Source organism: Planomonospora sp. ID82291 (genome assembly GCF_015711645.1).
Taxonomy (GTDB): domain Bacteria; phylum Actinomycetota; class Actinomycetes; order Streptosporangiales; family Streptosporangiaceae; genus Planomonospora.
This window is the reverse complement of the sequence record NZ_JABTEX010000003.1, coordinates 231560-252720: the sequence shown is the minus strand read 5'-3', so window position 1 is coordinate 252720 and position 21161 is coordinate 231560. Positions and strand designations below refer to the sequence as shown.

Annotated in this window: 19 protein-coding genes; 8 read left to right on the top strand and 11 right to left on the bottom strand. The window is 74.8% G+C overall.

Annotated features, from left to right (window positions below):
* Positions 1 to 203: 203 nt before the first annotated feature.
* Both HS045_RS20415 and HS045_RS20410 read right to left on the bottom strand, forming a co-directional pair.
* Complete coding sequence (locus HS045_RS20415; protein ID WP_196453059.1) at positions 204 to 410, bottom strand: 4-oxalocrotonate tautomerase family protein; 207 nt, start codon at positions 408 to 410, stop codon at positions 204 to 206.
* 91 nt (positions 411 to 501) lie between these two features.
* Positions 502 to 1236: an SDR family oxidoreductase gene (locus HS045_RS20410; protein WP_196453058.1), complete on the bottom strand. Its 735-nt coding sequence runs from the start codon at positions 1234 to 1236 to the stop codon at positions 502 to 504.
* Between the two features lie 107 nt (positions 1237 to 1343).
* Between HS045_RS20410 and HS045_RS20405 the strand changes: the two genes are divergently transcribed.
* Positions 1344 to 2039: a TetR/AcrR family transcriptional regulator gene (locus HS045_RS20405; protein ID WP_196453057.1), complete on the top strand. Its 696-nt coding sequence runs from the start codon at positions 1344 to 1346 to the stop codon at positions 2037 to 2039.
* A gap of 173 nt (positions 2040 to 2212) precedes the next feature.
* On the opposite strand, the gene HS045_RS20400 is transcribed toward HS045_RS20405, so the two are convergent.
* Positions 2213 to 3913, bottom strand: coding sequence for a GAF domain-containing protein (locus HS045_RS20400; protein WP_196453056.1), 1701 nt, complete (start codon positions 3911 to 3913; stop codon positions 2213 to 2215).
* Between the two features lie 329 nt (positions 3914 to 4242).
* Between HS045_RS20400 and HS045_RS20395 the strand changes: the two genes are divergently transcribed.
* A complete protein-coding gene (locus tag HS045_RS20395) occupies positions 4243 to 4563 on the top strand; it encodes a hypothetical protein (protein WP_196453055.1) in 321 nt (106 codons plus the stop codon).
* A gap of 150 nt (positions 4564 to 4713) precedes the next feature.
* On the opposite strand, the gene HS045_RS20390 is transcribed toward HS045_RS20395, so the two are convergent.
* The 4 genes from HS045_RS20390 to HS045_RS20375 form a co-directional block, all read right to left on the bottom strand.
* Complete coding sequence (locus HS045_RS20390) at positions 4714 to 5154, bottom strand: CBS domain-containing protein (protein ID WP_196453054.1); 441 nt, start codon at positions 5152 to 5154, stop codon at positions 4714 to 4716.
* 24 nt (positions 5155 to 5178) lie between these two features.
* A complete protein-coding gene (locus tag HS045_RS20385) occupies positions 5179 to 6423 on the bottom strand; it encodes an MFS transporter (protein ID WP_196453053.1) in 1245 nt (414 codons plus the stop codon).
* A 133-nt stretch (positions 6424 to 6556) separates the two neighbouring features.
* A complete protein-coding gene (locus HS045_RS20380) occupies positions 6557 to 7777 on the bottom strand; it encodes a HAMP domain-containing sensor histidine kinase (protein ID WP_196453052.1) in 1221 nt (406 codons plus the stop codon).
* A gap of 153 nt (positions 7778 to 7930) precedes the next feature.
* Positions 7931 to 9127, bottom strand: coding sequence for a zinc ribbon domain-containing protein (locus tag HS045_RS20375; RefSeq protein ID WP_196453051.1), 1197 nt, complete (start codon positions 9125 to 9127; stop codon positions 7931 to 7933).
* A 180-nt stretch (positions 9128 to 9307) separates the two neighbouring features.
* On the opposite strand from HS045_RS20375, the gene HS045_RS20370 reads away from it, so the two are divergent.
* The gene (locus HS045_RS20370) at positions 9308 to 9829 is read left to right on the top strand and encodes a 2'-5' RNA ligase family protein (protein ID WP_196453050.1); all 522 of its coding nucleotides are present in this window, start codon (positions 9308 to 9310) and stop codon (positions 9827 to 9829) included.
* Positions 9830 to 9877: 48 nt separating this feature from the next.
* On the opposite strand, the gene HS045_RS20365 is transcribed toward HS045_RS20370, so the two are convergent.
* On the bottom strand, positions 9878 to 10339 hold the full coding sequence (locus HS045_RS20365; RefSeq protein WP_196453049.1) for a MarR family winged helix-turn-helix transcriptional regulator: 462 nt from the start codon (positions 10337 to 10339) through the stop codon (positions 9878 to 9880).
* Positions 10340 to 10442: 103 nt separating this feature from the next.
* Between HS045_RS20365 and HS045_RS20360 the strand changes: the two genes are divergently transcribed.
* Complete coding sequence (locus HS045_RS20360; RefSeq protein ID WP_196453048.1) at positions 10443 to 10991, top strand: dihydrofolate reductase family protein; 549 nt, start codon at positions 10443 to 10445, stop codon at positions 10989 to 10991.
* 118 nt (positions 10992 to 11109) lie between these two features.
* Here HS045_RS20360 and HS045_RS20355 read toward each other — a convergent pair whose 3' ends face one another.
* Entirely contained in the window at positions 11110 to 12738 is a 1629-nt protein-coding gene (locus HS045_RS20355) for an ABC-F family ATP-binding cassette domain-containing protein (protein ID WP_196453047.1), read from the bottom strand.
* A 104-nt stretch (positions 12739 to 12842) separates the two neighbouring features.
* Here HS045_RS20355 and HS045_RS20350 point away from each other — a divergent pair, with 104 nt between their 5' ends.
* From HS045_RS20350 to HS045_RS20335, 4 genes are all read left to right on the top strand, one after another.
* Positions 12843 to 13577, top strand: a complete 735-nt coding sequence (locus tag HS045_RS20350; protein WP_196453046.1) for a TetR/AcrR family transcriptional regulator — start codon at positions 12843 to 12845, stop codon at positions 13575 to 13577.
* 583 nt (positions 13578 to 14160) lie between these two features.
* Positions 14161 to 15303 carry a GTP-binding protein gene (locus HS045_RS20345; protein ID WP_196453045.1) on the top strand — a complete coding sequence of 381 codons (1143 nt, stop codon included), beginning with the start codon at positions 14161 to 14163 and terminating at the stop codon, positions 15301 to 15303.
* Positions 15300 to 16145 (top strand): class I SAM-dependent methyltransferase, encoded by an 846-nt coding sequence (locus HS045_RS20340; RefSeq protein WP_196453044.1) that lies wholly within the window; start codon positions 15300 to 15302, stop codon positions 16143 to 16145. Before HS045_RS20345 ends, HS045_RS20340 begins: the two co-directional genes overlap by 4 nt.
* Entirely contained in the window at positions 16138 to 17067 is a 930-nt protein-coding gene (locus tag HS045_RS20335; RefSeq protein ID WP_196453043.1) for an NAD(P)/FAD-dependent oxidoreductase, read from the top strand. The genes HS045_RS20340 and HS045_RS20335 overlap by 8 nt, the downstream gene beginning before the upstream one ends.
* A gap of 84 nt (positions 17068 to 17151) precedes the next feature.
* On the opposite strand, the gene HS045_RS20330 is transcribed toward HS045_RS20335, so the two are convergent.
* Together HS045_RS20330 and HS045_RS20325 are read right to left on the bottom strand one after the other, a co-directional pair.
* Positions 17152 to 19632: a methyltransferase gene (locus HS045_RS20330; protein ID WP_196453042.1), complete on the bottom strand. Its 2481-nt coding sequence runs from the start codon at positions 19630 to 19632 to the stop codon at positions 17152 to 17154.
* Positions 19622 to 21145: an ATP-binding cassette domain-containing protein gene (locus tag HS045_RS20325; protein WP_307827618.1), complete on the bottom strand. Its 1524-nt coding sequence runs from the start codon at positions 21143 to 21145 to the stop codon at positions 19622 to 19624. The genes HS045_RS20330 and HS045_RS20325 overlap by 11 nt, the downstream gene beginning before the upstream one ends.
* Between the last annotated feature and the right edge of the window lie 16 nt (positions 21146 to 21161).

Here is a 21161-nt window from a genome sequence, read left to right as displayed (position 1 = left end):
CCGCACCGGATCAGGCCGGTGATCTCGACGACCGGATGACCGGTGGCCTGCAGTCGGTCGGCCGGCTCTTCCTGCTCTCGGGTGAGTGGGGGCGTGCTTGGCCGTCGGCCGGGCTTGCGGCCGGCGGCGACGGCCGCGGCGAGTCCGTCCCGGGTGGCCTCGGACCGGAAGGGTCGACGGGCCTCGATGGGGTGGCGCAGCCGTCAGCTACGGCCGAGCATCTCAGCGGTGAGGATGTTGCCGCCGAGGCCCCAGCCGCCGTCGGGGACCTCCTCGAGGAGGACCAGGGTGGTCGCCCTGGCACGCTCGCCGTACACGGCGGCGTAGGCGTCGGTGACGGCGTCGATGAGCTTCTTCTTGGACTCGGGCGTCAGGGTGCCGGCGGGGACCTTGAGGTTGGCGAACGGCATGATGATCACCTTTCGTGTGGTGGTGGTTCGGAGTGAGGCGGCCGAGGACGATGCGGTCGGCCTGTGGGGTGCGAGGACGTTGACGCGGCCATCAGACGATTCCGCCGTTCGCGCGCACGACCTGCCCGTTGATCCAGTGCCCGGCCGGACCCGCCAGGAAGGAGACGACCTCGGCGATGTCCTCGGGGGTGCCGAGCCGTTCCAGCGGCGGCTGCTCGGCGAGCCGCTGGATCGTCGCCTCGTCCTTGCCGTTCAGGAACAGTTCGGTGGCGGTCGGGCCGGGCGCGACGGCGTTGACCGTGATGTCCCGTCCGCGCAGCTCGCGGGCGAGCACCAGCGTCATCGCCTCGACGGCCGCCTTGCTCGCGGCGTACGCCCCGTAGGCGGGGAACTGCAGCCCGACCACGGAGGTGGACAGGTTGACGATCGCTCCCCCGGCGCGCACGCGGCGTGCGGCCTGTCGGGCCATCACGAACGCGCCGCGGATGTTGGTGCGGTGCAGGGCGTCCAGTTCGTCCAGGTCGAGGTCGGCGATCGGGGACAGCGACAGCCGCCCCGCCGAGTTGACGACCACATCGACCCCGCCGAAGGACTCCTCCGCCGCGTCGAACATCTCCGCGACGGCGTCCTCGTCGGCCACGTCGGCCTGGACCGGGATGGCCCGGCCGCCGGACGCCGTGATCTCCTCGGCCACCTGCGCCGCGGCGGAGGCCGCCCCGTGGAAGCCCACCGCGACCGCACAGCCGCGCGCCGCCAGCGCCACCGCGATCGCCTTGCCTATCCCGCGGGAGCCGCCGCTGACGACGGCCACACGCTGATCACTCATGAAAACCTCCCGCCTTATCGTCGATACGGATTCTCAATATCGTCGCTAAGAGATGACGGTAGCACAGATTCGTACCATCGCTATCGTGTGTCGGTATCATTGATCGCATGGCAGAGACGGACCCGCTCCGCGCGGCGATGATCGAGGCCGCGGAGCGGCAGCTGGCGTCGTCCTCAGACCACGAGATCGCCACACGCGCGGTCTGCGAGGCGGTCGGCGTGAGCCAGCCCGTGCTCTACCGGTTGTTCGGTGACAAGCGCGGGCTGCTCGACGCCGTCGCCGACCACGGGTACGAGCGGTACGCCGCGCTCAAGGCCGCCCAGGAGCGGACCGGCGACCCGGTCGCCGACCTGCACGCCGGCTGGGACGGCCACATGGCGTTCGCTCAGGCGAACCCGGCGCTCTACCAGTTGATGTTCACTCCGCGGCCGTGGTCGCACTCGACGGCGCGAGAGCGTGTGATGGACCTGCTGGTGGCGGCGCTCACCCGGTGCGCGGCGGTGGGCGCGCTGAAGCTCGAGCCGCGGACCGCCGCTCAGCTGATCCTGTCGGCGAACATCGGGACCGCGCTGGACCACATCGCCAGGCCGGCCCTGTTCGACGATCCCGCGCCGTCCCACCGCATGCGCGACGCCGTGTTCTCGCACGTGCTCGCCCACACGTCCGACCGGCAGGACGGCGACCCTCTGCGGACCGCCGCGCTGCGCCTGCGCGCGCAACTCCAGCTCGGCGGCGCCGAGGCCCTCGAACCGGTCGAAACCGCCCTCCTGCAGCGATGGCTCGAGCGCATCACACAGCCCTGACCAGGTAAGCGATCAAGCCTCCCAGGACCGCTGGATCCGTGGCATCACCGCCGAGAACCCGAGGGCGGGGGCGACGTCGACTCATGCACGGAGAACGCCCAGGTCCTGGAGCCATGGCGAGGGCGGAGGGCTCAGGGGACTGCGGGGTTGTTCCTTGCTCGCACCGCACCGGATCAGGTGAGCGGCACGCTCCACTCCAGGAGGGTGCCGCCCTCCGGTGGAGCCGCCACCTGGAAGGACCCGCCCAGCCGCTCGGCGCGCTCGGCCATGTTGCGCAGGCCGCTGCGCCTGCCGCCCTCGGGCAGGCCGACGCCGTCGTCGCCGACCGCCAGGACCAGCCGGTCGGCGGTGACCTGCGCCGACACCTGGGCCCGGGAGGCCTTGGCGTGGCGCACGATGTTCGACAGGGCCTCGCGCAGGACCGCCAGCAGCTGCTCGGCGAGCGGTTCGGGCACCTCGTTGTCGAGCCGGCCCTCCATGCGCAGGCCCGGCATGAAGCCCAGATGGCCGCGCGAGCTCTCCACCAGCTCCACGATCTGCGCCCGCAGGCTCGGCCCGGCCGCCTGGCGCGGCGTCTGCAACGCGAAGATCGTCGATCTGATCTGCCGGATCGTCTCGTCCAGCTCGTCGATCGCGTGCTGCAGCCGTCCGGAGGCCTCGGGCCGCTCCACCATCCGCACCGTGCTCATCAGCGTCATCGCCACGGCGAACAGCCGCTGGATGACGACGTCGTGCAGGTCGCGGGCGATGCGGTCGCGGTCTTCCAGCAGGCCGAGCCGTTCGGCGTCCCTGCGGGTCTCGGCCAGCTCCAGCGCCAGGGCCGCCTGACCGGCGAAGGCGTGCAGGGTGCGCACGTCGGCGTGGCTGAACGGGACGCGGCCCGCGCGTTTGCCCAGCTTCAGCACGCCGCGCGCGGCGCCGGCCGCGCCCAGCGGCACGGCGGCCACCGGCCCCACCGAAAGGTGCTCGGCGGTCAGGGTCAGCAGGTCGGTCTCGGCGAGCTCGTTGAGCATGACGGGCTCGCCGCGCAGCAGGGCGGTGCCGGCCAGGGAGCCGGCGACGGGCACGTGGCGGCCGATCAGGGAGCCGGCGGCCTCGCCGTCGGCGAGCACGACCTGCAGGTCCTGGCGGGCCTCGTCGGCGAGCATGACGGCCACGATGTCGGCGCCGGCCATCTCGCGCGCCCGCTGGGCCATGCGGTTCAGCACGTCGGCGGGCTCGGCCCCCGACAGCAGGCTGGTGGTGATCTCCGCCGAGGCCTGCAGCCAGGTCTCGCGCCGCCGCGTGTCCTCGTACAGGCGGGCGTTCTCGATGGCCACGCCCGCCGCGGCGGCCAGCGCGACGACGATCGACTCGTCCTCCTCGTCGAACTGCCCGCCGCCGCGTTTCTCGGTCAGGTAGAGGTTGCCGAACACCTCCTCGCGCACCCGGATCGGCACGCCGAGGAAGGAGCCCATCGGCGGGTGGCCGGGCGGGAAGCCGTAGGAGGCGGGATGGTCGCCGATGTCGGCCAGCCGCAGGGTCTGCGGCTGGTCGATGAGCAGCCCGAGCAGGCCCAGGCCGTGCGGCCAGTGCTCGATGCGGACGATCTCCTCCTCGCTGAGGCCGACCGGGACGAACTGCACCAGGGTGCGTTCCTCGCCGATCACGCCCAGTGCGCCGTAGCCGGCGTCGACGAGGGTGGTGGCGGTCCTGACGATGCGCTGCAGCACGGTCTCCAGGTCCAGGTCGCTGCCGACCGAGACGACGGCCTCCAGCAGCGCGTGCACCCGGTCGCGGGTGGCCAGGACCGCCTCGAGCCGCGTCCGCAGCTCTGACAGCAGGTCGTCCAGCCGCATGTGGGTGTTCAGGGAGCGCCGTTGCCTGTCGGTCATATCGCGAGTCTCGCACCCGCGCCGGACCTGCGGCCACTTGGGAGGGCGGACCGCCCCGGCGCGGAGGCGGGAGCCGGGGAAGGACCCGGGAGAAGGGCGGGGAGAGGGCGGGCCGCGGCGGCCCGGCCCTGCGCGGAGCTCCTGCGGTGGGTGCGCCGTCCCGCCGGAGGTGTACGGCAGACGACGTAGACCGGTGGCGTCGTGTACCGCCGAAGTCCGTGCGATCTCAGTTTTCCGCGGGATTCGGCGGATCGTCCCCCGGTGTTTCGATGGCTCTCGTCGTTGCAGCGCCGCCGGGAGAGGCGGCGCGACTCCCGAAACGAGGTTCCATGCGAAAGCTCCGTACGTCCGTTCTGGCCCTGTGCGCCGTGGCCGGGCTCGGCCTGTCGGTCCCGGCTGCGGCCGAGGCGTCCGCCGTCACCGTCGCGAAGCCCGCCGGGAACGCACCCGGCTGCGTCCACGTCTGGCAGAAGGTGGGCAGGATCACCAAGACGGGTTACGCCAAGAACAACTGCACGTACACCGTGCGCATCAAGATCGTCTGGGCTCGCGGCGGCGACGGCGAGTGCCGGACCGTCCGCCCCGGGGGGACCATCACGAGCAAGGTCCCCCGGGGGGTGCGCACCTTCGACGGCGCGGGCAAGTGCTGACCGGGGCGTAGCGGATCCGCCGCCGAGGCGCTCGCCGGGGACGTTCCGGCGAGCGCCTCGGCGTCTGCGTCGGCGTCGGTGTCTGCGTCTCCGGCCTGCCCCGGCCGAGCGGCGGGGGCGGGCCGCTCGGCCGGGGCAGGCCGCGGGCCGCTACCGCCCGCCCGGCGGGGCGGCCAGCCGCCGGGGACCGCGTCCGCGCGCCGGCGGCCCGTGCGGCAGGTCGTGCAGGTGGATCGTCCCCACGATCCTGCCGGTGACGGGATCGACCACCGGCAGCTGCGCCACGCCGTGGACGCGCATCAGCCGGGCCGCCTCCGCGGTCGCGCTGCCCGGGACCAGCGCGACCGCCGGACCGGTCATGAGCTCCCCGGCGGTCGGACCGGTCTCCGGGCCCGCCGGGCCGCCCCGCCGCACGACGTCCCTGCGCAGGACGTCCTCACGCGAGACCATCCCCACCGGGCGGCGCTCGGCGTCGATGACGGTGACCGTGCCGACCTGGAAGCGCCGCATCGTCTCGACCAGCTCGGCGAACGACGCCTCCCGCCGGACCGCGATCGCCACCACCCCCATGACGTCTCCCACCGTCGTCATCGCCGAGCCCTCTCTCCCCTGCTCTCAGGATCCCGAGCCGGCGGCGGCCGGCACCGCGCGCCGCAGGGCGGCCGAGCGGACCACGGTCACGGTCAGCGCCAGCGTCGCCGCCGAGACCACGGCCAGCAGCGCCAGTCCCAGCGCGTAGGAGCCGAACCGTCCGTACAGGAAGCCCATCACCAGCGGCGGGACGAATCCGCCCAGCCCGCCGGCGGCGCCGACCAGGCCGGTGACCGATCCCACCTTGTCGGCCGGGGCGACCTGGGCGACCAGCGCGAAGGTGGCGCCGCTGCCGGCGCCCAGGGCCGCCGCCATGACCAGGAAGGCCGCGGTGCCCACCGGCACCAGTGACGGGGTGAAGGCCACGACGGCCGCCGCGGCGCAGACGACCGCGAAGACGCCCGACAGGACGGGCAGCGGCCCGATCCGGTCCGACAGCCAGCCCCCCACTGGGCGCATCAGGACCGCCAGCAGCACGAATCCGGCCATCCGGTTGGCGGCGTCGGCCTGCTCCAGGTCGTAGGCGGTCTGCAGGTAGGCCGGCAGGTACACCGAGAAGGCGACGTAGCCGCCGAAGGCCACCGCGTACAGCGCGCAGGCCTGCCAGGTGATCGGCAGGCGCGCGGCGGCCGCCATGCGCGCGGCCATCGGCTGGACCGGGGCGACGCGTCCGGGGGCGTCCCGCATGACCAGCCACGCGACGACGGCGTACAGCGCCAGCACGGCCGCGGTGATCAGGAACGGGGTGGCCGAGCCGCCGGTCTTCACCAGCGGGACGGTGGTCAGGGCGCTGATCGCGGTGCCGCCCATGCCGACGCCGAAGACGCCGAGGGCCAGGCCGCGGCGGTGCGGGGGGAACCAGGCGTTGACGAACGGCACGCCCACCGCGAACACCGTCCCGCCGATGCCCAGGAAGAAGCCCCCGGCCAGCAGCACGGGCAGGGAGCCCTGCCCGGCCACGCCGATGAACAGCACCGGGACGATGGTCGCGGCCGACACCAGGGGGAACATCACCCGGCCGCCGAACCGGTCGGTCAGGGCGCCGACGGGGATGCGGCCCAGCGAGCCCACCACCACCGGGACCGCGACCAGCAGCGCCTGCTGGGCGGCGGACAGGCCCAGCAGCTCCTTGAAGCGGGGTCCCAGCGGGCTCAGCAGCGCCCAGGCCCAGAAGTTCACCGCGAACCCCAGGGTCGCCAGGGCGAGCATCGCCGCCGCCCGCCCCCCGGAGGCGGCCGGGTCCTGCCCGCCGGACTTGGCCGTGGTCATCACATCGCTCCTCGTCACATAGGTCGCCGTGTCGGCGACCTCCATGACATCGGCCCGCACCCGCCGCCGGTACCGACCAAGGTCCTTTCCGGCCGGGACCTCGGGCCTCGCAGGCGGCCGGGCCCGGCGCGGACTACGGGCAGGAGACCGGGCCGGGCAGGGTCAGCCGGGCCCGGGTCCCGTGCCCGGGCCGGCTGTCGATCCGCACGTCACCGCCGTGCATCCGGGCGATCTTCTCCGCGAGGGACAGGCCGATCCCGGCGCCGCCGATCGCGCGGTCCTCGGCGCCGACGCCCCGGTAGAAGTCGTCGCGGACGCGGTCGAGCTCGCCCGGGTCGATGCCGATGCCGGTGTCGCACACCTCCACCGCCGGGACCGGGTCGGCGTGCACGGCGATCTCGATGCGGCCGCCCGGCGGGGTGAACTTGATGGCGTTGTCGAGCAGCTGCTCGATCGCGTACCGGGTCCGGACGGCGTCGGCGCAGGCCATCACCGGAGCGGGCGCGCGCACGGTGACGGTCAGGCCTCCGGCGCGGGCCCGCTCGGCCGCGGCGTCGGCCACCTGGCGGGCCAGCGCCGCCAGGTCGGCCGGCGCCGGAGTGAAAAGCGTGGTGCGGGCGTTGAGGCTGGCGATCAGCAGCAGCCGGTCCAGCAGCTCGCCGAGACGGGAGCTGTTGCGGTCGATGACGCTCAGGAACCGCTGCGCGGTGGTCTCGTCCAGGTCGCCGTCCTGCAGGAGCTGCAGGTAGGAGCGGATGGAGGTCAGCGGGGTGCGCAGCTCGTGGTTGACGGTGCGCAGGAACTGGTTCTTCACCTCCTCCAGCTCCTGCATCCGGCGTTCGACCAGTTCGGCGCGGCGGACGTGGTGGTGCAGCTCGGCCAGGTGCGCCACGCCGGCCGCCAGTGTGCGCAGGACGCGCCGCTGTTCGCCCAGCAGCCGGCGGGGGCGGTGGTCGGCCGCGAACACGGCGCCCAGGGCGTGGCCGCGGCCGGTGACGACGGGGGCGCCGGCGTAGAAGCGCACGTACGGCTCGCCCCGGACGGCCGGGTCGTCGCGGAAGCGCTCGTCGGCCAGGGCGTCGCGGACCTCCAGCACGTCGCGGCCGCGGATGGCGTGGGAGCAGAAGGACATCTGGCGGCGGCCGATACCGGGCAGGTCGATGCCGTGGCGTCCCTTGAAGTGCTGGTAGTCGGCGTCCATGAGGTTGACCACGCCGATGGGCGTGCGGCAGACGTAGGCGGCGACCTCGGCGATGGCGCGAAGGTCGCCTTCCAGCACGGCGTCCAGGGCGTGCAGCTCTCGCAGCTCCTGAAGCCGCCCGGCCTCGTCGCTCGGCCACGGTGGAGAGGCCATCACCCCTTGCCTCACTTTCCCGGTGTGCCCGTCGGTGTGCCGGACGGTCCCGCTGCGGTGCCGACGGGCGGGGGCACCGGTTGCCCTACCCAGCATCGAGGCAGGTCATAGCGGTGCCCGTCGTCGAAGGGGTGCCGCGGTGGTCGCCGGGCGTCAGGGGATGGGCGGCGGTCCGGCCGGGCCGCCGCCGCGCAGCTCCGCCGTGACGGCTCTCTCGCGCAGGCCGGCCGCCTCGCTGCGCGCCGCCTGCACCTGCTCCCGCAGGTCGGCGACCCGGGCGCGCTCCAGCAGCAGCCCGGTGCGCGCCTCGTCGCGCTCGGCCCGCATCGCCTCCGCCTGCTCCCGCGAGCGCGCGGCCCGCGCCTCGGCCTCGGCGATCCGCTCGGCCGCCGCGGCCTCGGCCTGCGCCACCCGCTCGGCGGCCGCGGATCCGGCGGCCTCGGCGCGCTCCTGGGCCTGCGCCTGCGACGCCAGCGCTTCGGCCCTTCGGGTCTCGGCGCGGGCCCGCGCCCGGGACTGCTCTTCGGCGCGGGCCAGCGCCCGGTCCCGCTCGGCCGCGGCGGCCTCGGCCTGCGCCGCGGCGGCGGCGGCGGCCTGCTCGGCCTCGATTCCGGCCCGGCGCGCCGACTGCGCTTCACGGCGCGCCTCGTCGCGTTCGGCGAGTGCCTCGGCGGTGCGCTCCCGGTCCTGCGCGGCCTGTGCCAGTGCCCGGTCCCGCTCGGCGTCGGCGGCCTCCACCCGCTCGGTCATCTCCCGCACCGCCGCGTCCCGGGCCGCCTCCGCCTGCTCGGCGCGGCGGCGCGCCTGGGCCTCGGCGTTGCGGGCCAGGCGTTCGGTGGCCGCCGCCTCGCGCAGCGCGGCCAGCGCCTGCTCGCGGGCCGTCTCGGCGTCGCGCAGCGCGGTGTCGCGCTCGGCGAGCGCCTCGGCCGTGCGCTCGGCCATGCCGTCCCGCTCGCGGCGGGCGTGCTCGGCCGCCTCGCGGGCCAGCCGTACCTGCTCGAAGGCCTGCTCCCGCTCGGTGCGCGCGATGGCGACCCGGGTGTGCGCCTCGGCCTGCACCGCGCTCACCCGGGCCTCCACCCCGGCCGGGCTCAGTTCCTCGGCCAGCACCTGGGCCAGCGGGGCGATCGCGGCGGCCATCCCTTTCTCCATGCGCTCGTAGAACTCCTCGGCCCGGGCCAGTGCGCCCTCCAGGCCGGGGGTGGCGCGGCGCAGCTCCCGCTCCCGTTTGGCGGCGGCCTGGCAGTCGCCCTGCGGGCAGTAGGCGCGGGGCCGTCCCCGCCCCGGGCGCTGCTCGACGGGTGTGCCGCAGTGCCGGCACGGCCGCGGTGCGGTCGGCTCCTGTGTCATGCCCCGAGCCTAGCATTTTCTGTTTTCCAGAAAATAAAAATAAATAAATCTGATCTGTTGCGTTGGCGAAGATGTTCACCAACTACCGGGAATGGCAATTCCCGCAAGTTGGCATCGTCGAGTGGGGGGAGGCCGGTCGAGGTCCGTGATCGGACACGGTGCGCCCGCTACCGTTGCCGGATGCACACCATCGAGCTGACCTGCGACGACGTGCTCGACTCGGCGGTGCGCGCGGCCTGGGACCGGCTGGTGGCCGAGGGGCTGCCCAGCCAGGCCCGCCACCCGCACCCCACCAACCGCCCCCACCTGACGCTGGCGGTCTGCGAACGGCTGCCGCCCGACGCGCCGGCCGCGTTCGCCGAGGCGTTCGGCGGCCTGCCGGTGCCGGTCAGGCTGGGGCCGCTGCTGCTGTTCGCCGGCCGGGCGCGGACGCTGGCCTGGGGCGTGGTGCCGGAGGCCCGGCTGCTGGCCGTACACGCGGAGGTGTGGCGGGTGCTGGGCGGCGCGTGCGGCGGCAACCCGCTGCACGCGCCGGGACGGTGGCTCCCGCACGTGACGCTCGCCCGCAACCTGGACGCCGCGGCCCGGGCGCGGGCGGTCACGGCGCTCGACGGCCTGGCCGAGACCACCGGGGCGCTGTCCGGCGCGCGCAGCCACGACGGCGCGCTCCGCACGACCGTCCCCTTGGCGGGGCAGGGCTGACCGGCCCTGCCGGCCGGGGCTTCGCCCGAGCGCGGCGCCGGCGCGAGGCTACCGGTGGCCGCCGTGGGTTCGCCAGGCGCTCTGCCGGTCGGTGACCTGCTGGAACATCTCCTTGAAGGTCGTGTAGGCGTCGGCGCCCAGGGCCCGCTCGTGGCGCTGCTCGATCGCCGCGAGGATGGCGCGCGCCTTGGCGACCTCGTCGCGGCCGCGGTCGGTGAAGACCACGAGCTTGGCGCGCCGGTCGGCGGGGTCGGGTTCGCGCCGGACGTAGCCGAGGGCGACGAGCTCGTCGACGATCGTGCCGACGATCTGCTTGTGCTGACCGGAACGCTCGGCCAGGTCGGTGGCCCGTGTCCCCCGCGGATCCAGATGGGCCAGGACCGAGCCGTGCCGTGGCCGGACGTCGGGATGGCCCTGCTCGGCCAGGGTCGAGAAGAGCTCTTCCTGGATCGCGCGCATCAGCCGGCCGGTCAGCATGCCCAGGTCGGGAGACGGGGTGTCGTTTCGCATGGCGGGCTCCCCCGGAAAATTCAATCAAGAATCTTGACTATCAATAATCATGACTATAACGTCTTCATCAGTCGACCGCCACCGGCCCCCGAAAGGACCCGACATGCGCAAGGTCATCGCCTCCACCTACACCACCCTCGACGGCTTCATCGACGACCCGCACCTGTGGTCCATGCAGCACAACAGCCAGGACGCGATGGCCTACGCCTTCGCCATGACCACCGGCTGCGACGCCCTGCTGCTGGGCCGCGTCACCTACGAGGGCATGGCCCAGGCCTGGCCGAACATGGGCGGCAACCCCTACGCCGACCACGTCAACGCCATGACCAAGTACGTCGTCGCCTCCCGGCCGGTCGACACGGGCGCCTGGGACCCCACCGTCGTGATCCCCGGCGACGACCTGGCCGCGCAGGTGGCCAAGCTCAAGGAGGAGGACGGCAAGGACATCCTCATCTGGGGCAACGGCCGGCTCACCGACGACCTCGCCCGGCACGGGCTGCTGGACGAGTACAAGGTGTGGATCTACCCCGTCCTCAAGGGCGAGGGGGAGCCGCTGTTCCGTCCCGGCAGCGTCACCGGCGTCGAGCTGGCCGACAGCACCGCCTTCGACTCCGGCGTCGTCGTCCTCACCTACCGGCCGACCGGCGTCTGAACCGCGGTCGCCGGCGCCGGGCCGCCGGAGGCCGAATCCGCAGGAGCCTTCTCCTGCCATGCCGGGCAGCACTTCGGTCCTCGGTGATCCCGGCGATACCGCTCATCGGCCTGCGACGTCAGTGCGCGCGCTCGACCCGGCCCTCGTTCCAGACCGGCTCATCGCTCTCGTAGACGGTCCCGTCGGCGGCGAAGATCAGGAAGCGGTCGAAGTCGGTGGCGAACCAGCGGTCGTGGGTGACGGCCAGCACGGTGCCGGAGAAGGAGGCCAGGCCCTGCTGCAGGGCCTCGGCACTGGCCAGGTCCAGGTTGTCGGTGGGCTCGTCCAGCAGCAGCAGGGTGGCACCGGACAGTTCCAGCAGCAGGATCTGCAGCCGGGCCTGCTGACCGCCCGACAGGGACTCGAACCGCTGGCCGGCGGCGGGGGCGAGTTCGTAGCGGGCCAGAGCGGCCATCGCCTCGTTCAAGGTGAGGGCGTGGCCGGTCATGACCAGCTCGGCCGGGGTGCGGCCGTGCAGGTCCGGCCGGGCGTGGGTCTGCACGAACCTGCCCGGGGCCACCCGCGCTCCCAGCCGGACCGAACCGCTGTGCCGGATCGAGGGCACCGCGCCGTCGGCGGCCTGCTCCAGCAGGTGCAGGAAGGTGGACTTGCCCGAGCCGTTGGAGCCGAGCACCCCGACGCGCTCGCCGTACCAGATCTCGGTGTCGAACGGCCGCATCAGACCGGTGAGCTCCAGGCTCTCGCAGACGACGGCGCGTTTGCCGGTGCGGCCGCCGCGCAGCCGGATCCGCACGTTCTGCGCCCTGGGCGGGCGCTCGGGCGGGCCGGCCTCCTCGAAGCGGCTCAGCCGGGTGCGCGCGGCCCGGTAGGCCGAGGACAGCGCGTCGTTGTTGGCCGAGCTCTGCTGCAGGGTGCGCACCAGCTGCTTGAGCTTGGCGTGTTCGTCGTTCCAGCGGCGGCGGCGCTCTTCCAGCCGGCTGATGCGCTCCTGGCGCGCCGTGGCGTAGGTGGCGAAACCCCCGCCGTGGATCCAGGCGCCGCGGTCTTCCACGGTCACGATCCGGTCGGCGGCCTCGGCCAGGAGCCGGCGGTCGTGGGAGACCAGCAGCACGGTCTTGTCCGTGGCCCGCAGCCGGCCCTCCAGCCACTGCTTGGCGGGCACGTCCAGGTAGTTGTCCGGCTCGTCCAGCAGCAGGACCTCGTCCGGGCCGCGCAGCAGGGCCTCCAGGACGAGGCGTTTCTGCTCGCCTCCCGACAGGGAGGTCACCGGGCGGCCCCGGATCGCGTCGTAGGGCAGGCTCATGGACTCGGTGGCGCAGACGTCCCAGACGACCTCCATGTCGTAGCCGCCGGCGTCGGCGTAGTCGGCGACGGCTTGGGCGTAGGCCAGTTGCGTCTCCTCGTCGTCGCGGGCCGCGATCGCCGCCTCCGCCCGCACCAGTGCCGCGGCGGCGGCCCGGACCCGGTCCGGTGCCACCGACAGCAGCAGGTCGTGCACGCTCCGGTCGTCGCGGATGCCGCCGATGAACTGCCGCATCACTCCCAGCCCTCCGGAGGAGGCCACGCGGCCGTCGTCCGGTCGCAGATCTCCGGCGATGAGCCGCAGCAGGGTGGTCTTGCCCGCGCCGTTCGGTCCCACCAGGGCGGCCTTGACCCCGTCGCCGACGCGGAACGACACCTCGTGCAGGAGCAGCCGCCCGTCCGGCAGCACGTAGGTCAGCCGGTCCGCCTCGATGTGTCCTGCCACGGCGCCTCCCTGATGCGGGTTCGGGCTCCCCGCCACTTCCGGATCGATGTTCCAGGTACCGGATCAATGATCCGGTACCCGATCCCCATACTAGACTCACGTCTATGGATACGAGCAAGGCAGGATCGGGAAAGCGCCGCGCGGGGGCGGCAGGGGACGTGTGGCTGCGGCCGTCCACGCGGACGGGACGCGACGCCCCGCCGCTCAGCCGGGACCGGATCGTCGAAGAGGCCGTGGCCCTCCTGGACGCCGAAGGCGTCGACCGGCTGACCATGCGACGCCTGGCCGAACGGCTCGGCACCGGCTCCACCACGCTGTACTGGCATGTGAAGACCAAGGACGACGTCCTCGATCTGGCCCTGGACGCCATCTTCGCCGAGGTCGAGATCCCGCCGAAGAGCGACCGAGGATGGCGCGCCGACATCACCGCGCTGATCGGCGGATGGCGCGCGGTCCTGCTGAGGCATCCCTGGTCGGCGGCGCTGCTGGGCCGTCCGATGCTGGGCCCCAACGTGCTGGCCCGCAGCGAGTTCCTGTACGCGACCCTCCTGGACGCCGGGGTGGTCGAGCCCCACCTCACCGCCGCGGCGTACGGACTGTCCAACTACGTCATCGGCTCGGGGCTGATGCAGGCCACCTGGCCGGCCGACGCGGAGCAGGAAACGCGACGGGCCGCTCGAGAACACCTCCAGGCCAATGGGGGGCGTTACCCGGCCCTCGCCGCCTACGGCCCGCTCGTCGCGGAAGGCGACCGGGACACCGGCTTCGCTCTCGGCCTGGTCTGGCTGCTTGACGGCATCCAGGCCGGCATCACCGCCGGTGGTGCGGCGCGAACTTGACTGCTCCCCTCCCTAAGGGATTCCTGCTTCACCGCCGACCGCCCGCCGAGGATGAAGCGGTCGCATCGCGGGGAAACACTCTCCATCGGCATGGCGTCACGCCAACGCCGCCTCTGGCGCGTCCCTCCGCCCTTTCTCCGAAGCGGCCGGCTGCAGCCCGGCAAGGCGTAGAGGGCGCGGTGGCTTCCGTCCCGGCGGAGCGGAGGGAAGCCCGCTCGGCCGCGCCCGTAGCCCCGGCGACGGGTTTCCGACCGGCCCACCTCTCCCAATCCCAGAGGCGAAAGGCGTGCCGGCTCACGAATCGCCCTCTGACGCTTGCTTGGTCTGCCCCCTTCATGCCCCATGCGAGGTTCCGTAAGAGCACATAACGCCACAGACGGGCATGAGGTGCCACGCAAAACCGAAGCGGCGCGGTGGCCTCCGCGCGGGTGGAGGTCGCCTTCACCCGCGGGGGTGCCCTCCGGGCGGTCGGATCGTGTAATGATAATGGGAATGGTTTTCATTTCTTCGACCGCCATCCGACCGCGGCACCGGGAGCGTCACCGCGCCCGCGTCCGCGCCTCCATCCGCAAAGGAGGATCCCGTGTCCACTCCCGTCGTCCTCGTCGCGGGCCTGCACGCCCGGGCCCGCAGCGCCGCCGTCGACCGGTTGCTGCACGACCATCCCGGCGCCGTCGCCGTCCACCACGACCTGCGCGAGGTGGCCTCCGGCCGGGTCGAACGCGTCGTCCGCGACCGCTCCGGCGTCCTCGACCTGGCCGAGGTCCGGCTCGCGCACGGCTGCGTCACCTGCACCGTGCGCGAGGACCTGCTCCCCGAACTGGTCCGGCGTGCTCCGGCGGCCTCCCTGCTGGTGGTGGACCTGTGGGACGCGGTCGAGCCCCGGCCGGTGGCCGAGGCGGTCGGCTGCGAGGAGGCCCGCGCCGCCCTGCGGCTCACCGCCGTGCTGACCGCGCTCGACGCCGCGCACATGCCGATCGACATCACCCGGGGCGACCGCCTGGCCGAGACCGGCCGGATGGCGGCCGACGGCGACGAGCGCCACCTGGCCGAGGTGCTGGCCCGGCAGATCGAGTACGCCACCGGCCTGGTGCTGCACGGCGGCGACGCCGAGGACGACGACCTGTCCCGCGCCGTGCTCGCGCACCTGGCCCCGCTCACCCCCGTCCACCGGATCACCGCTCTGCCCGGGGTCCGCGGCGGTGCGGTGCGCACGACCGAGCTGGCCGAGCGGGTGGACCCCGCCACCGCCCGGCTGCCCTGCGACGCCCGCACCGACGAGATCACCACGGTGGTCTGGCACCGGCTGCGCCCGCTGCACCCCGCGCGCCTGTTCGAGGCCGTCGACGAGCTGGTCACCGAGTCGGTGCGCTCCCGCGGCCGGTTCTGGCTGGCCACGCGCCACGAGCGCCTGCTGGCCTGGGACGCGGTCGCCGGCGTCGTCTCGGTGGAGGACGCCGGCCCGTGGCTCGCCGCCCTCCCCGGAGCCGCGTGGGAGCTGGTCTCCCCCGCCCGCCGCACGGCCGCCGCCCTCGACTGGAACGAGATCACCGGCGACCGCGTGCAGCACCTGGTCTTCACCGGCCCGGACCTCGACGCCGGCCGCATCACCGCACTGCTCGACTCCTGCCTGCTCACCGAGGAGGAGGCGCTGGCCGGCTCCGACGCCTGGGCCGGCTACGACGACCCCTTCGCCCCCATCCTCACTCTCCAGGAGAGCGCATGAAGCCCCGCCGTACCCCGCGCAGGAAGGGCGACCCGCTGCAGGGGGTGGAACGGACCGATCCGTACGAACGGTCGGCCGAGTTCATCGACGTCATGATGGCGCCGCACTGGGAGGCCCTGGGTCCCGCGCTGGCGAAGGCGCTGCAGGCGTTCGGGCCCGGCCCGGTCGTCGATCTCGGCGCGGGCGGCGGGCTGGGCACCCTGGTGATCGCCGAAGCGCTGCCGGACGCCGAGATCATCGCCATCGAGCCGTCCGCCGCGCTCCGGTCGGTGCTGACGGCCCGCGTGTCCGAACGCCCCGGGCTCCGCGACCGGGTGACCGTGCTGCCCGGCGGCCTGCCGCAGGCCGCGCTCCCGTCCGAGGCGGGCCCCCAGGCGGGCCCCCGGGTGAGCCCCCAGGTGAGCCCCCAGGTGAGCCCCCAGGTGAGCCCCCAGGTGAGCGGGGTGGTCGCGATGAACGTCCTCGGCCACCTCACCCCCGAGGAGCGGCACCGGCTGTGGGACCTGCCGGCGTCCGGCGGTCGCGCGGTGCTGAACCTGCAGCCCCCCGCCGAACCGGTCGAGGTGCCGCCGGCCCGCTTCGCCGACGTGCGGCTGGGCCGGCACCGCTACGAGGGGTGGGGCCGGGCCGAGCCCGCGGGCCCCGACGGCGTCGTCTGGCACATGTCCTACCGGGTCTACGAGGGGGAACGGCTCGTCCGCGAGGTCGAGACGTCCTACGCCTGGCGGGTGCTCGGCGAGCGGGCGCTGCGCGAGGAGCTCCGCGGGCGCGGCCTGTCCCTGACCCCCACCGGGCCGGAGGGCCTCGGGATGTACGTCGTCGAGGAGGATCCGCATGTATGAGGTGATCGTGGCCGGTGGCGGCCCCGCCGGGTTGAGCGCCGCGCTCGTGCTCGGACGGCAGCGCCGCAGGGTCCTGGTGATCGACGCCGGCCGTCCGCGCAACGCGCCGGCCGCGGAGATGCACATGTACCTGGGGCGCGACGGCGGATCCCCGGCCCGGCTGCTGGCGGACGGCCGCGCCGAGCTGGCCGCCTATCCGACGGTGGAGTTCTGGCGGGGGCGCGCGAGCACGGCGGGCGGGCGGTCCGGCGCCTTCACGGTCGCGCTGGAGGACGGCAGGAGCGCGCGGGCGGCCCGGCTGGTGCTGGCCAGCGGTCAGACGGACGTGCCGTTCGCCATCCCGGGCCTGGCGGAGCGGTGGGGCGTGAGCGTCTTCCACTGCCCGTTCTGCCACGGGTACGAGACCGACGGCAAGGTCCTGGCGGTCATCGGCAACGGTTCCGACGCGATGCTCGCCGCCTACGTGGCCGACCGGTACAGCACGGACGTCGTCCTGTGCACGCACGGGCCCGGCGCCCTGCCCGAGCCGGTGGCCGCAGTGCTCAAGGCCCGGGACATCCCGGTGGTCGAGACCCCGGTGGCCGCGATCGAGGGGGAGCCGGACGGGCTGACGCTCCGGTTCGCCGACGGCACGGCCCTGGAACGGCAGGCGGTCTACCACCGCGCGCCCACCCGGCCGAACAACGACCTGGCCGTCCAGCTCGGATGCGGGCTGCTGCCCGACCGGTGCGTCAAGGTCGACGAGTACGGCCGGACCACCGTCGCGGGCGTCTACGCCGCCGGCGACCTCGCCCATCTGGAGGCCGTGCCGGAGCCGGTGACCCTGGTGGGCCCGAGCGCGGCCGACGGGGTGCGCGCGGCGGTCTGGCTGGAGCAGGAGCTGTTCCGCGCGGGTCTCCCGGTCGACCCCGCCGCGCGCTGAGCCCCGGTGCCCCGGCGGGGCGCGGGCGCTGCGAGGCGCCGGCGCCCCGCCGGGCGGGCCCGGACCGGACTCGGCGGGGCGGGCTCAGACGGCGGCGGCCACGAACAGGTGCTGCGCCGGCGCGGCCAGCGGCGATTCCGCGCCCGGCAGTTCGAGCAGCACGCGAAGGCCCGCCTCCGCCAGTTCGGCGGGCAGTTCCCGGCCGGTGAAGAAGACCCGGCCGGTGCCGCCGCGCCTGTCGCCGCCGCCGGGCGCCGGTGCGCCGTCCCGGGGTGAGAGCAGGAACTGCATGGTCGCCAGCACCAGGGGGTGCTCCCGTACCGCCTCGGTCACGATCAGCAGCCCGCCCGGTGCCAGCAGCTCCCGGATCCACCGCAGCGACCGACCCGCGTCCCGGGCGCAGTGCAGGACGTTCGCGGCGAGCACCACGTCCGCGCCGCCCCGCGGTGCGCCCTGCTCCACCAGATCGGCGTCGATGTCCAACAGCCCGTAGCGGAGCAGGCCGCCGAAGCGGTCCTCGGCGGCCGTGGTGAAGAACCGGGACACGTCGGTGAACAGGTAGTCCGCCTCCGCCCCGGCCAGCCCGCGCAGCGCGGCGGCGGTGCTGCCGCCGGCCCCTCCGCCCAGCTCGACCACGCGCAGCGGGGTCGCCCGGGTCCGCGCGGCCTGCCGGATCACCGATGCGAACGCGGCGTTCAGGTAGGCGTTGCTGGCGTTGTCCTGGTCCTTGCTCAGCGAGGTGAGCAGGTCGCCGTCGGGGAAGAGCAGCGCCTGGGCCGGGATCTCGTCGCGCAGCAGCTCCGGCAGCAGGGTGAGCGCCTCGCGGAAGAACGTCGTCATCTGGGCGGGGTAGCCCAGCGCGGCGCACGCCTGCGCCAGGAGCGGGCCGGAGGGGTCCAGGTCGGGGCGGTCGGCGACCGGCGGGAACCGGTGGCGCCCGTCCGCGTCGCGCTCGGCCCGCCCTTCGGCGTGCAGGACGTGCAGCCACCTGCGCACGATCCACGCGTGCCGCGGCGCCGTACCCAGCCCGGCCAGGACCTGCTCGGCGGTGTGCCGGCCGTCGAACGCCCCGGCCATCAGCCGGCCCAGGGCGTGCAGCGCGATCTCGTCGAACCTTGCGACCGCGGCGGGGATCTCCGCCGAGGCTCCCCCGCCGCCGAGGGCGAGCAGGCCGGCCCGGTCGGCGTCCGCGCAGTCCCGGGCGAGGGTGACGGCGTCGTGACCGGGCCCGCTCGGCAGCAGCGCGGTCATCTCGGCGGGCACCGGCAGCCCCGCCGCGCGCAGGGTACGGCGGGCCACCTCCACCAGCCGGGTCCTGGCGAACGCGCCGAGCGGCTCGTGCGGGCGGCTCACCCCGGCCAGGGCGTCGAGCGGGGTCGCGCCCGCGGCGGCGGGCGCGGCGACCTGCAGCAGGGCCGGGTCGTCGGGGTCGATCAGGACCACGGCGTCGTGACCGGCGAGCGCGGCACGCAGTTCGGCCCCGGTGACCGCGCGCCGGGCGCCGGAACCGGAGCCGGGGCCGGGCAGCAGCCGGTTGGGGATGCCGCGCACGCGGACGGGACCGGTCAGCAGGCCGGTGAGCCCGGCGAGCGGGTCGGCGCCGAGGGCGTCCCACGCGTGCACGGCCGGTTCGGGCGCGTCCGCGGGCTCGACGTGCAGCACGGCGTCGAACCGGTAGCGGGTCAGCTCGCTGTCGGCGGTCAGGGTCTTGGCGAGCAGGCTCACCGTGATCCGCCTGCCCGAACCCGCCGCGACGGCGGCCAGGGTGGCGGGGTCCAGCAGCAGTTCGGTGTCGGCGGCGGCGCGCCGCTCCGCCCGGCGGGTCAGCTCCGGTTCGGTGACGCCGGGATCGGCCGCCCGCTCCAGCCGCCGGCAGTGGGCGTCGAGCAGTCCGGAGTGGCGGACGTCCCCGACGATCACCGTTCCTCCCGGCGCGACGAGCCGGATCGCGTCGTGCAGCACGGCGGCCAGGTACGCCACGCTCGGGAAGCACTGGGTCACCGAGTTGAGCAGCACGCAGTCCGGCCGCTCGCCGAGCTCGCCGAGCGCCCCGCGCACGATCGCGCCGCCGGTCTCGTGGGCGGCGGCCCGCACCACGCGCACGTTCGGCAGGCCGAGCCCGGACAGCCGGTCGACCACGTGCCCGGCGATGTCGGTGCCGACGTAGCCGTCGAGGTGCGGGTGCAGGCGGTGCAGCAGCAGGCCGGTGCCGCAGCCCAGCTCCAGCAGGGTGCGCGGCCGGGCGCGCAGGACGAGCTCCACCGTGCGGTCCACCCACTCGGCCATGTGCTCGGCGGGCAGCGGCTCGCCGGTGCCGGTCGCCCGCCAGCCGGACAGGTCGAGCAGGGGGTCCTGGGCGTCCTGCCCGGAACGGTAGGTCCAGTCGTAGACCTCTCCCCAGTGCTCCAGGTGCTCGGTCACGAGCTCGCCCAGGACGGGCGATCCCGTCGGCCCGCGCCGGACGGCCAGCGCCTGCGGGGACGCCGTGACGACGGCGCCGCCGCGTTCCACGCGGGTGATCCACGGGTGGGCGAGCAGCGTCCGCTCGATCTGTTCACCGGACATCGGTGGTCTTCCTCCGATCGTTGATCGTGCAGTGGTCGATCCGCAGGACGCGGTCGGCCCGGGCGGCCACGGCCTCGTCATGGGTGACCGCCAGGACGGCCAGGCCCGTGTCGCGGCGCAGCCCGTCGAGCAGGTCGAGGACCCGCTCGGCGGCCTCGGCGTCGAGGGCGGCGGTGATCTCGTCGGCCAGCAGCAGCGCCGGGCCCGCCGCCAGCGCCCTGGCCAGGGCGACCCGCTGCCGCTGCCCGCCGGACAGGGCCGCGGGACGGCGGTGCGCCGTGTCCGCGGGCAGTCCCACGGCGGCGAGCAGGCGCTCCGCCTCGGCGGAGGCCGCCGCGCGGTCGAGTCCCCGCAGCAGGCGCAGGGGCCGCCGCAGCGCGGCCGCGACCGGCCGCGCCGGGTTGAGCGCGGCCAGCGGGTCCTGCCCGACCAGGGCCAGCGCGCGCAGGGCGCGGACGCTCCTGTCCCGCACCGGCCAGGGCAGCGGTTCGCCCAGCAGCGTGGCGCGGCCCGCCCGGACCGGGCAGAGCCCGGCCAGGGCGCGCAGGAGCGTGCTCTTGCCGCACCCGGAAGGGCCGAGGACGGCGACGAACTCACCGGGGGCGACCGTCATCCGGACGCCGCCGAGCAGGGGCGCGCCGTCCGGCCGGTCGAGGCTCAGGCCGTCGGCCGCGAGCACCGCGTCGGCCGGCCCGGCCGCGGCCGGGCGGACGGCGCCGACCGGAGCCGCCGGCGCGGACGGTGCGGGGGGTGCGCCCAGCCGTGTGATCCGGTCGGCCGGGCGGACGGCGCCGACCGGAGCCGCCGGCGCGGACGGTGCGGGGGGTGCGCCCAGCCGTGTGATCCGGTCGGCCAGCCCGGTCACCACGGAGCCGTCGTGCGAGACGACCAGCGTCACCGAGCGGCCCTCCGCCCGGCGGCGGCGGATCAGGGCGACGGCGGTCGCCAGCGCCGCCGGGTCGAGCGCGCTGGTGGGCTCATCGAGAATGAGCAGGTCGGGATCCGCGGCGAGCGCCCTGGCCAGGGCGACCCGCTGCGCCTGCCCGCCGGAGAGCTGGTGCGGCAGCCGGCCGGCGAACTCGGCCGGCTCCAGTCCGACCTCGGCGAGCATCCGCTCGGCCCGCGCCGGCCGTTCGGCGCGAGGCAACCCGAGCGCCCGCAGGGGTTCGAGCACCGCGGCCCGCGCCGTCAGCAGCGGGTGCAGCGCGGAGGAGGGGTCCTGGCCGAGGTAGCCGACGTGCCGGCGCCGCCAGTGCCGGGTGGCGCTCAGGGGCGCGCGATCCCATTCGACGCGGCCCGCGGCCCGGGTCAGACCGGGCGGGAGCGCGCCCAGGACGGCGCGCAGCACCGTCGTCTTGCCCGCGCCGGAGGGGCCCGTCAGGGCGAGCACCTCGCCGCGCGCGGCGCTCAGGTCGAGATCCCGGACCACGGGGGCCCCGTCCGGGCCGGTGACCGTCAGCCCGCTCACCGTGAGCCCGTCCGGAGCCCGCCCGTCCGGAGCCCGTCCGTTCACGGCCTGCCCTGCGGCC

Coding starts and splice junctions, on each gene's coding strand:
- HS045_RS20340 (WP_196453044.1), top strand. CDS start 15,300: ATGAAGCCCCGCCGTACCCCGCGCAGGAAGGGCGACCCGCTGCAGGGG.
- HS045_RS20390 (WP_196453054.1), bottom strand. CDS start 5,154: ATGACGACGGTGGGAGACGTCATGGGGGTGGTGGCGATCGCGGTCCGG.
- HS045_RS20330 (WP_196453042.1), bottom strand. CDS start 19,632: ATGTCCGGTGAACAGATCGAGCGGACGCTGCTCGCCCACCCGTGGATC.
- HS045_RS20335 (WP_196453043.1), top strand. CDS start 16,138: ATGTATGAGGTGATCGTGGCCGGTGGCGGCCCCGCCGGGTTGAGCGCC.
- HS045_RS20410 (WP_196453058.1), bottom strand. CDS start 1,236: ATGAGTGATCAGCGTGTGGCCGTCGTCAGCGGCGGCTCCCGCGGGATA.
- HS045_RS20350 (WP_196453046.1), top strand. CDS start 12,843: ATGGATACGAGCAAGGCAGGATCGGGAAAGCGCCGCGCGGGGGCGGCA.
- HS045_RS20360 (WP_196453048.1), top strand. CDS start 10,443: ATGCGCAAGGTCATCGCCTCCACCTACACCACCCTCGACGGCTTCATC.
- HS045_RS20375 (WP_196453051.1), bottom strand. CDS start 9,127: ATGACACAGGAGCCGACCGCACCGCGGCCGTGCCGGCACTGCGGCACA.
- HS045_RS20400 (WP_196453056.1), bottom strand. CDS start 3,913: ATGACCGACAGGCAACGGCGCTCCCTGAACACCCACATGCGGCTGGAC.
- HS045_RS20395 (WP_196453055.1), top strand. CDS start 4,243: ATGCGAAAGCTCCGTACGTCCGTTCTGGCCCTGTGCGCCGTGGCCGGG.
- HS045_RS20380 (WP_196453052.1), bottom strand. CDS start 7,777: ATGGCCTCTCCACCGTGGCCGAGCGACGAGGCCGGGCGGCTTCAGGAG.
- HS045_RS20415 (WP_196453059.1), bottom strand. CDS start 410: ATGCCGTTCGCCAACCTCAAGGTCCCCGCCGGCACCCTGACGCCCGAG.
- HS045_RS20385 (WP_196453053.1), bottom strand. CDS start 6,423: ATGACCACGGCCAAGTCCGGCGGGCAGGACCCGGCCGCCTCCGGGGGG.
- HS045_RS20370 (WP_196453050.1), top strand. CDS start 9,308: ATGCACACCATCGAGCTGACCTGCGACGACGTGCTCGACTCGGCGGTG.
- HS045_RS20405 (WP_196453057.1), top strand. CDS start 1,344: ATGGCAGAGACGGACCCGCTCCGCGCGGCGATGATCGAGGCCGCGGAG.
- HS045_RS20365 (WP_196453049.1), bottom strand. CDS start 10,339: ATGCGAAACGACACCCCGTCTCCCGACCTGGGCATGCTGACCGGCCGG.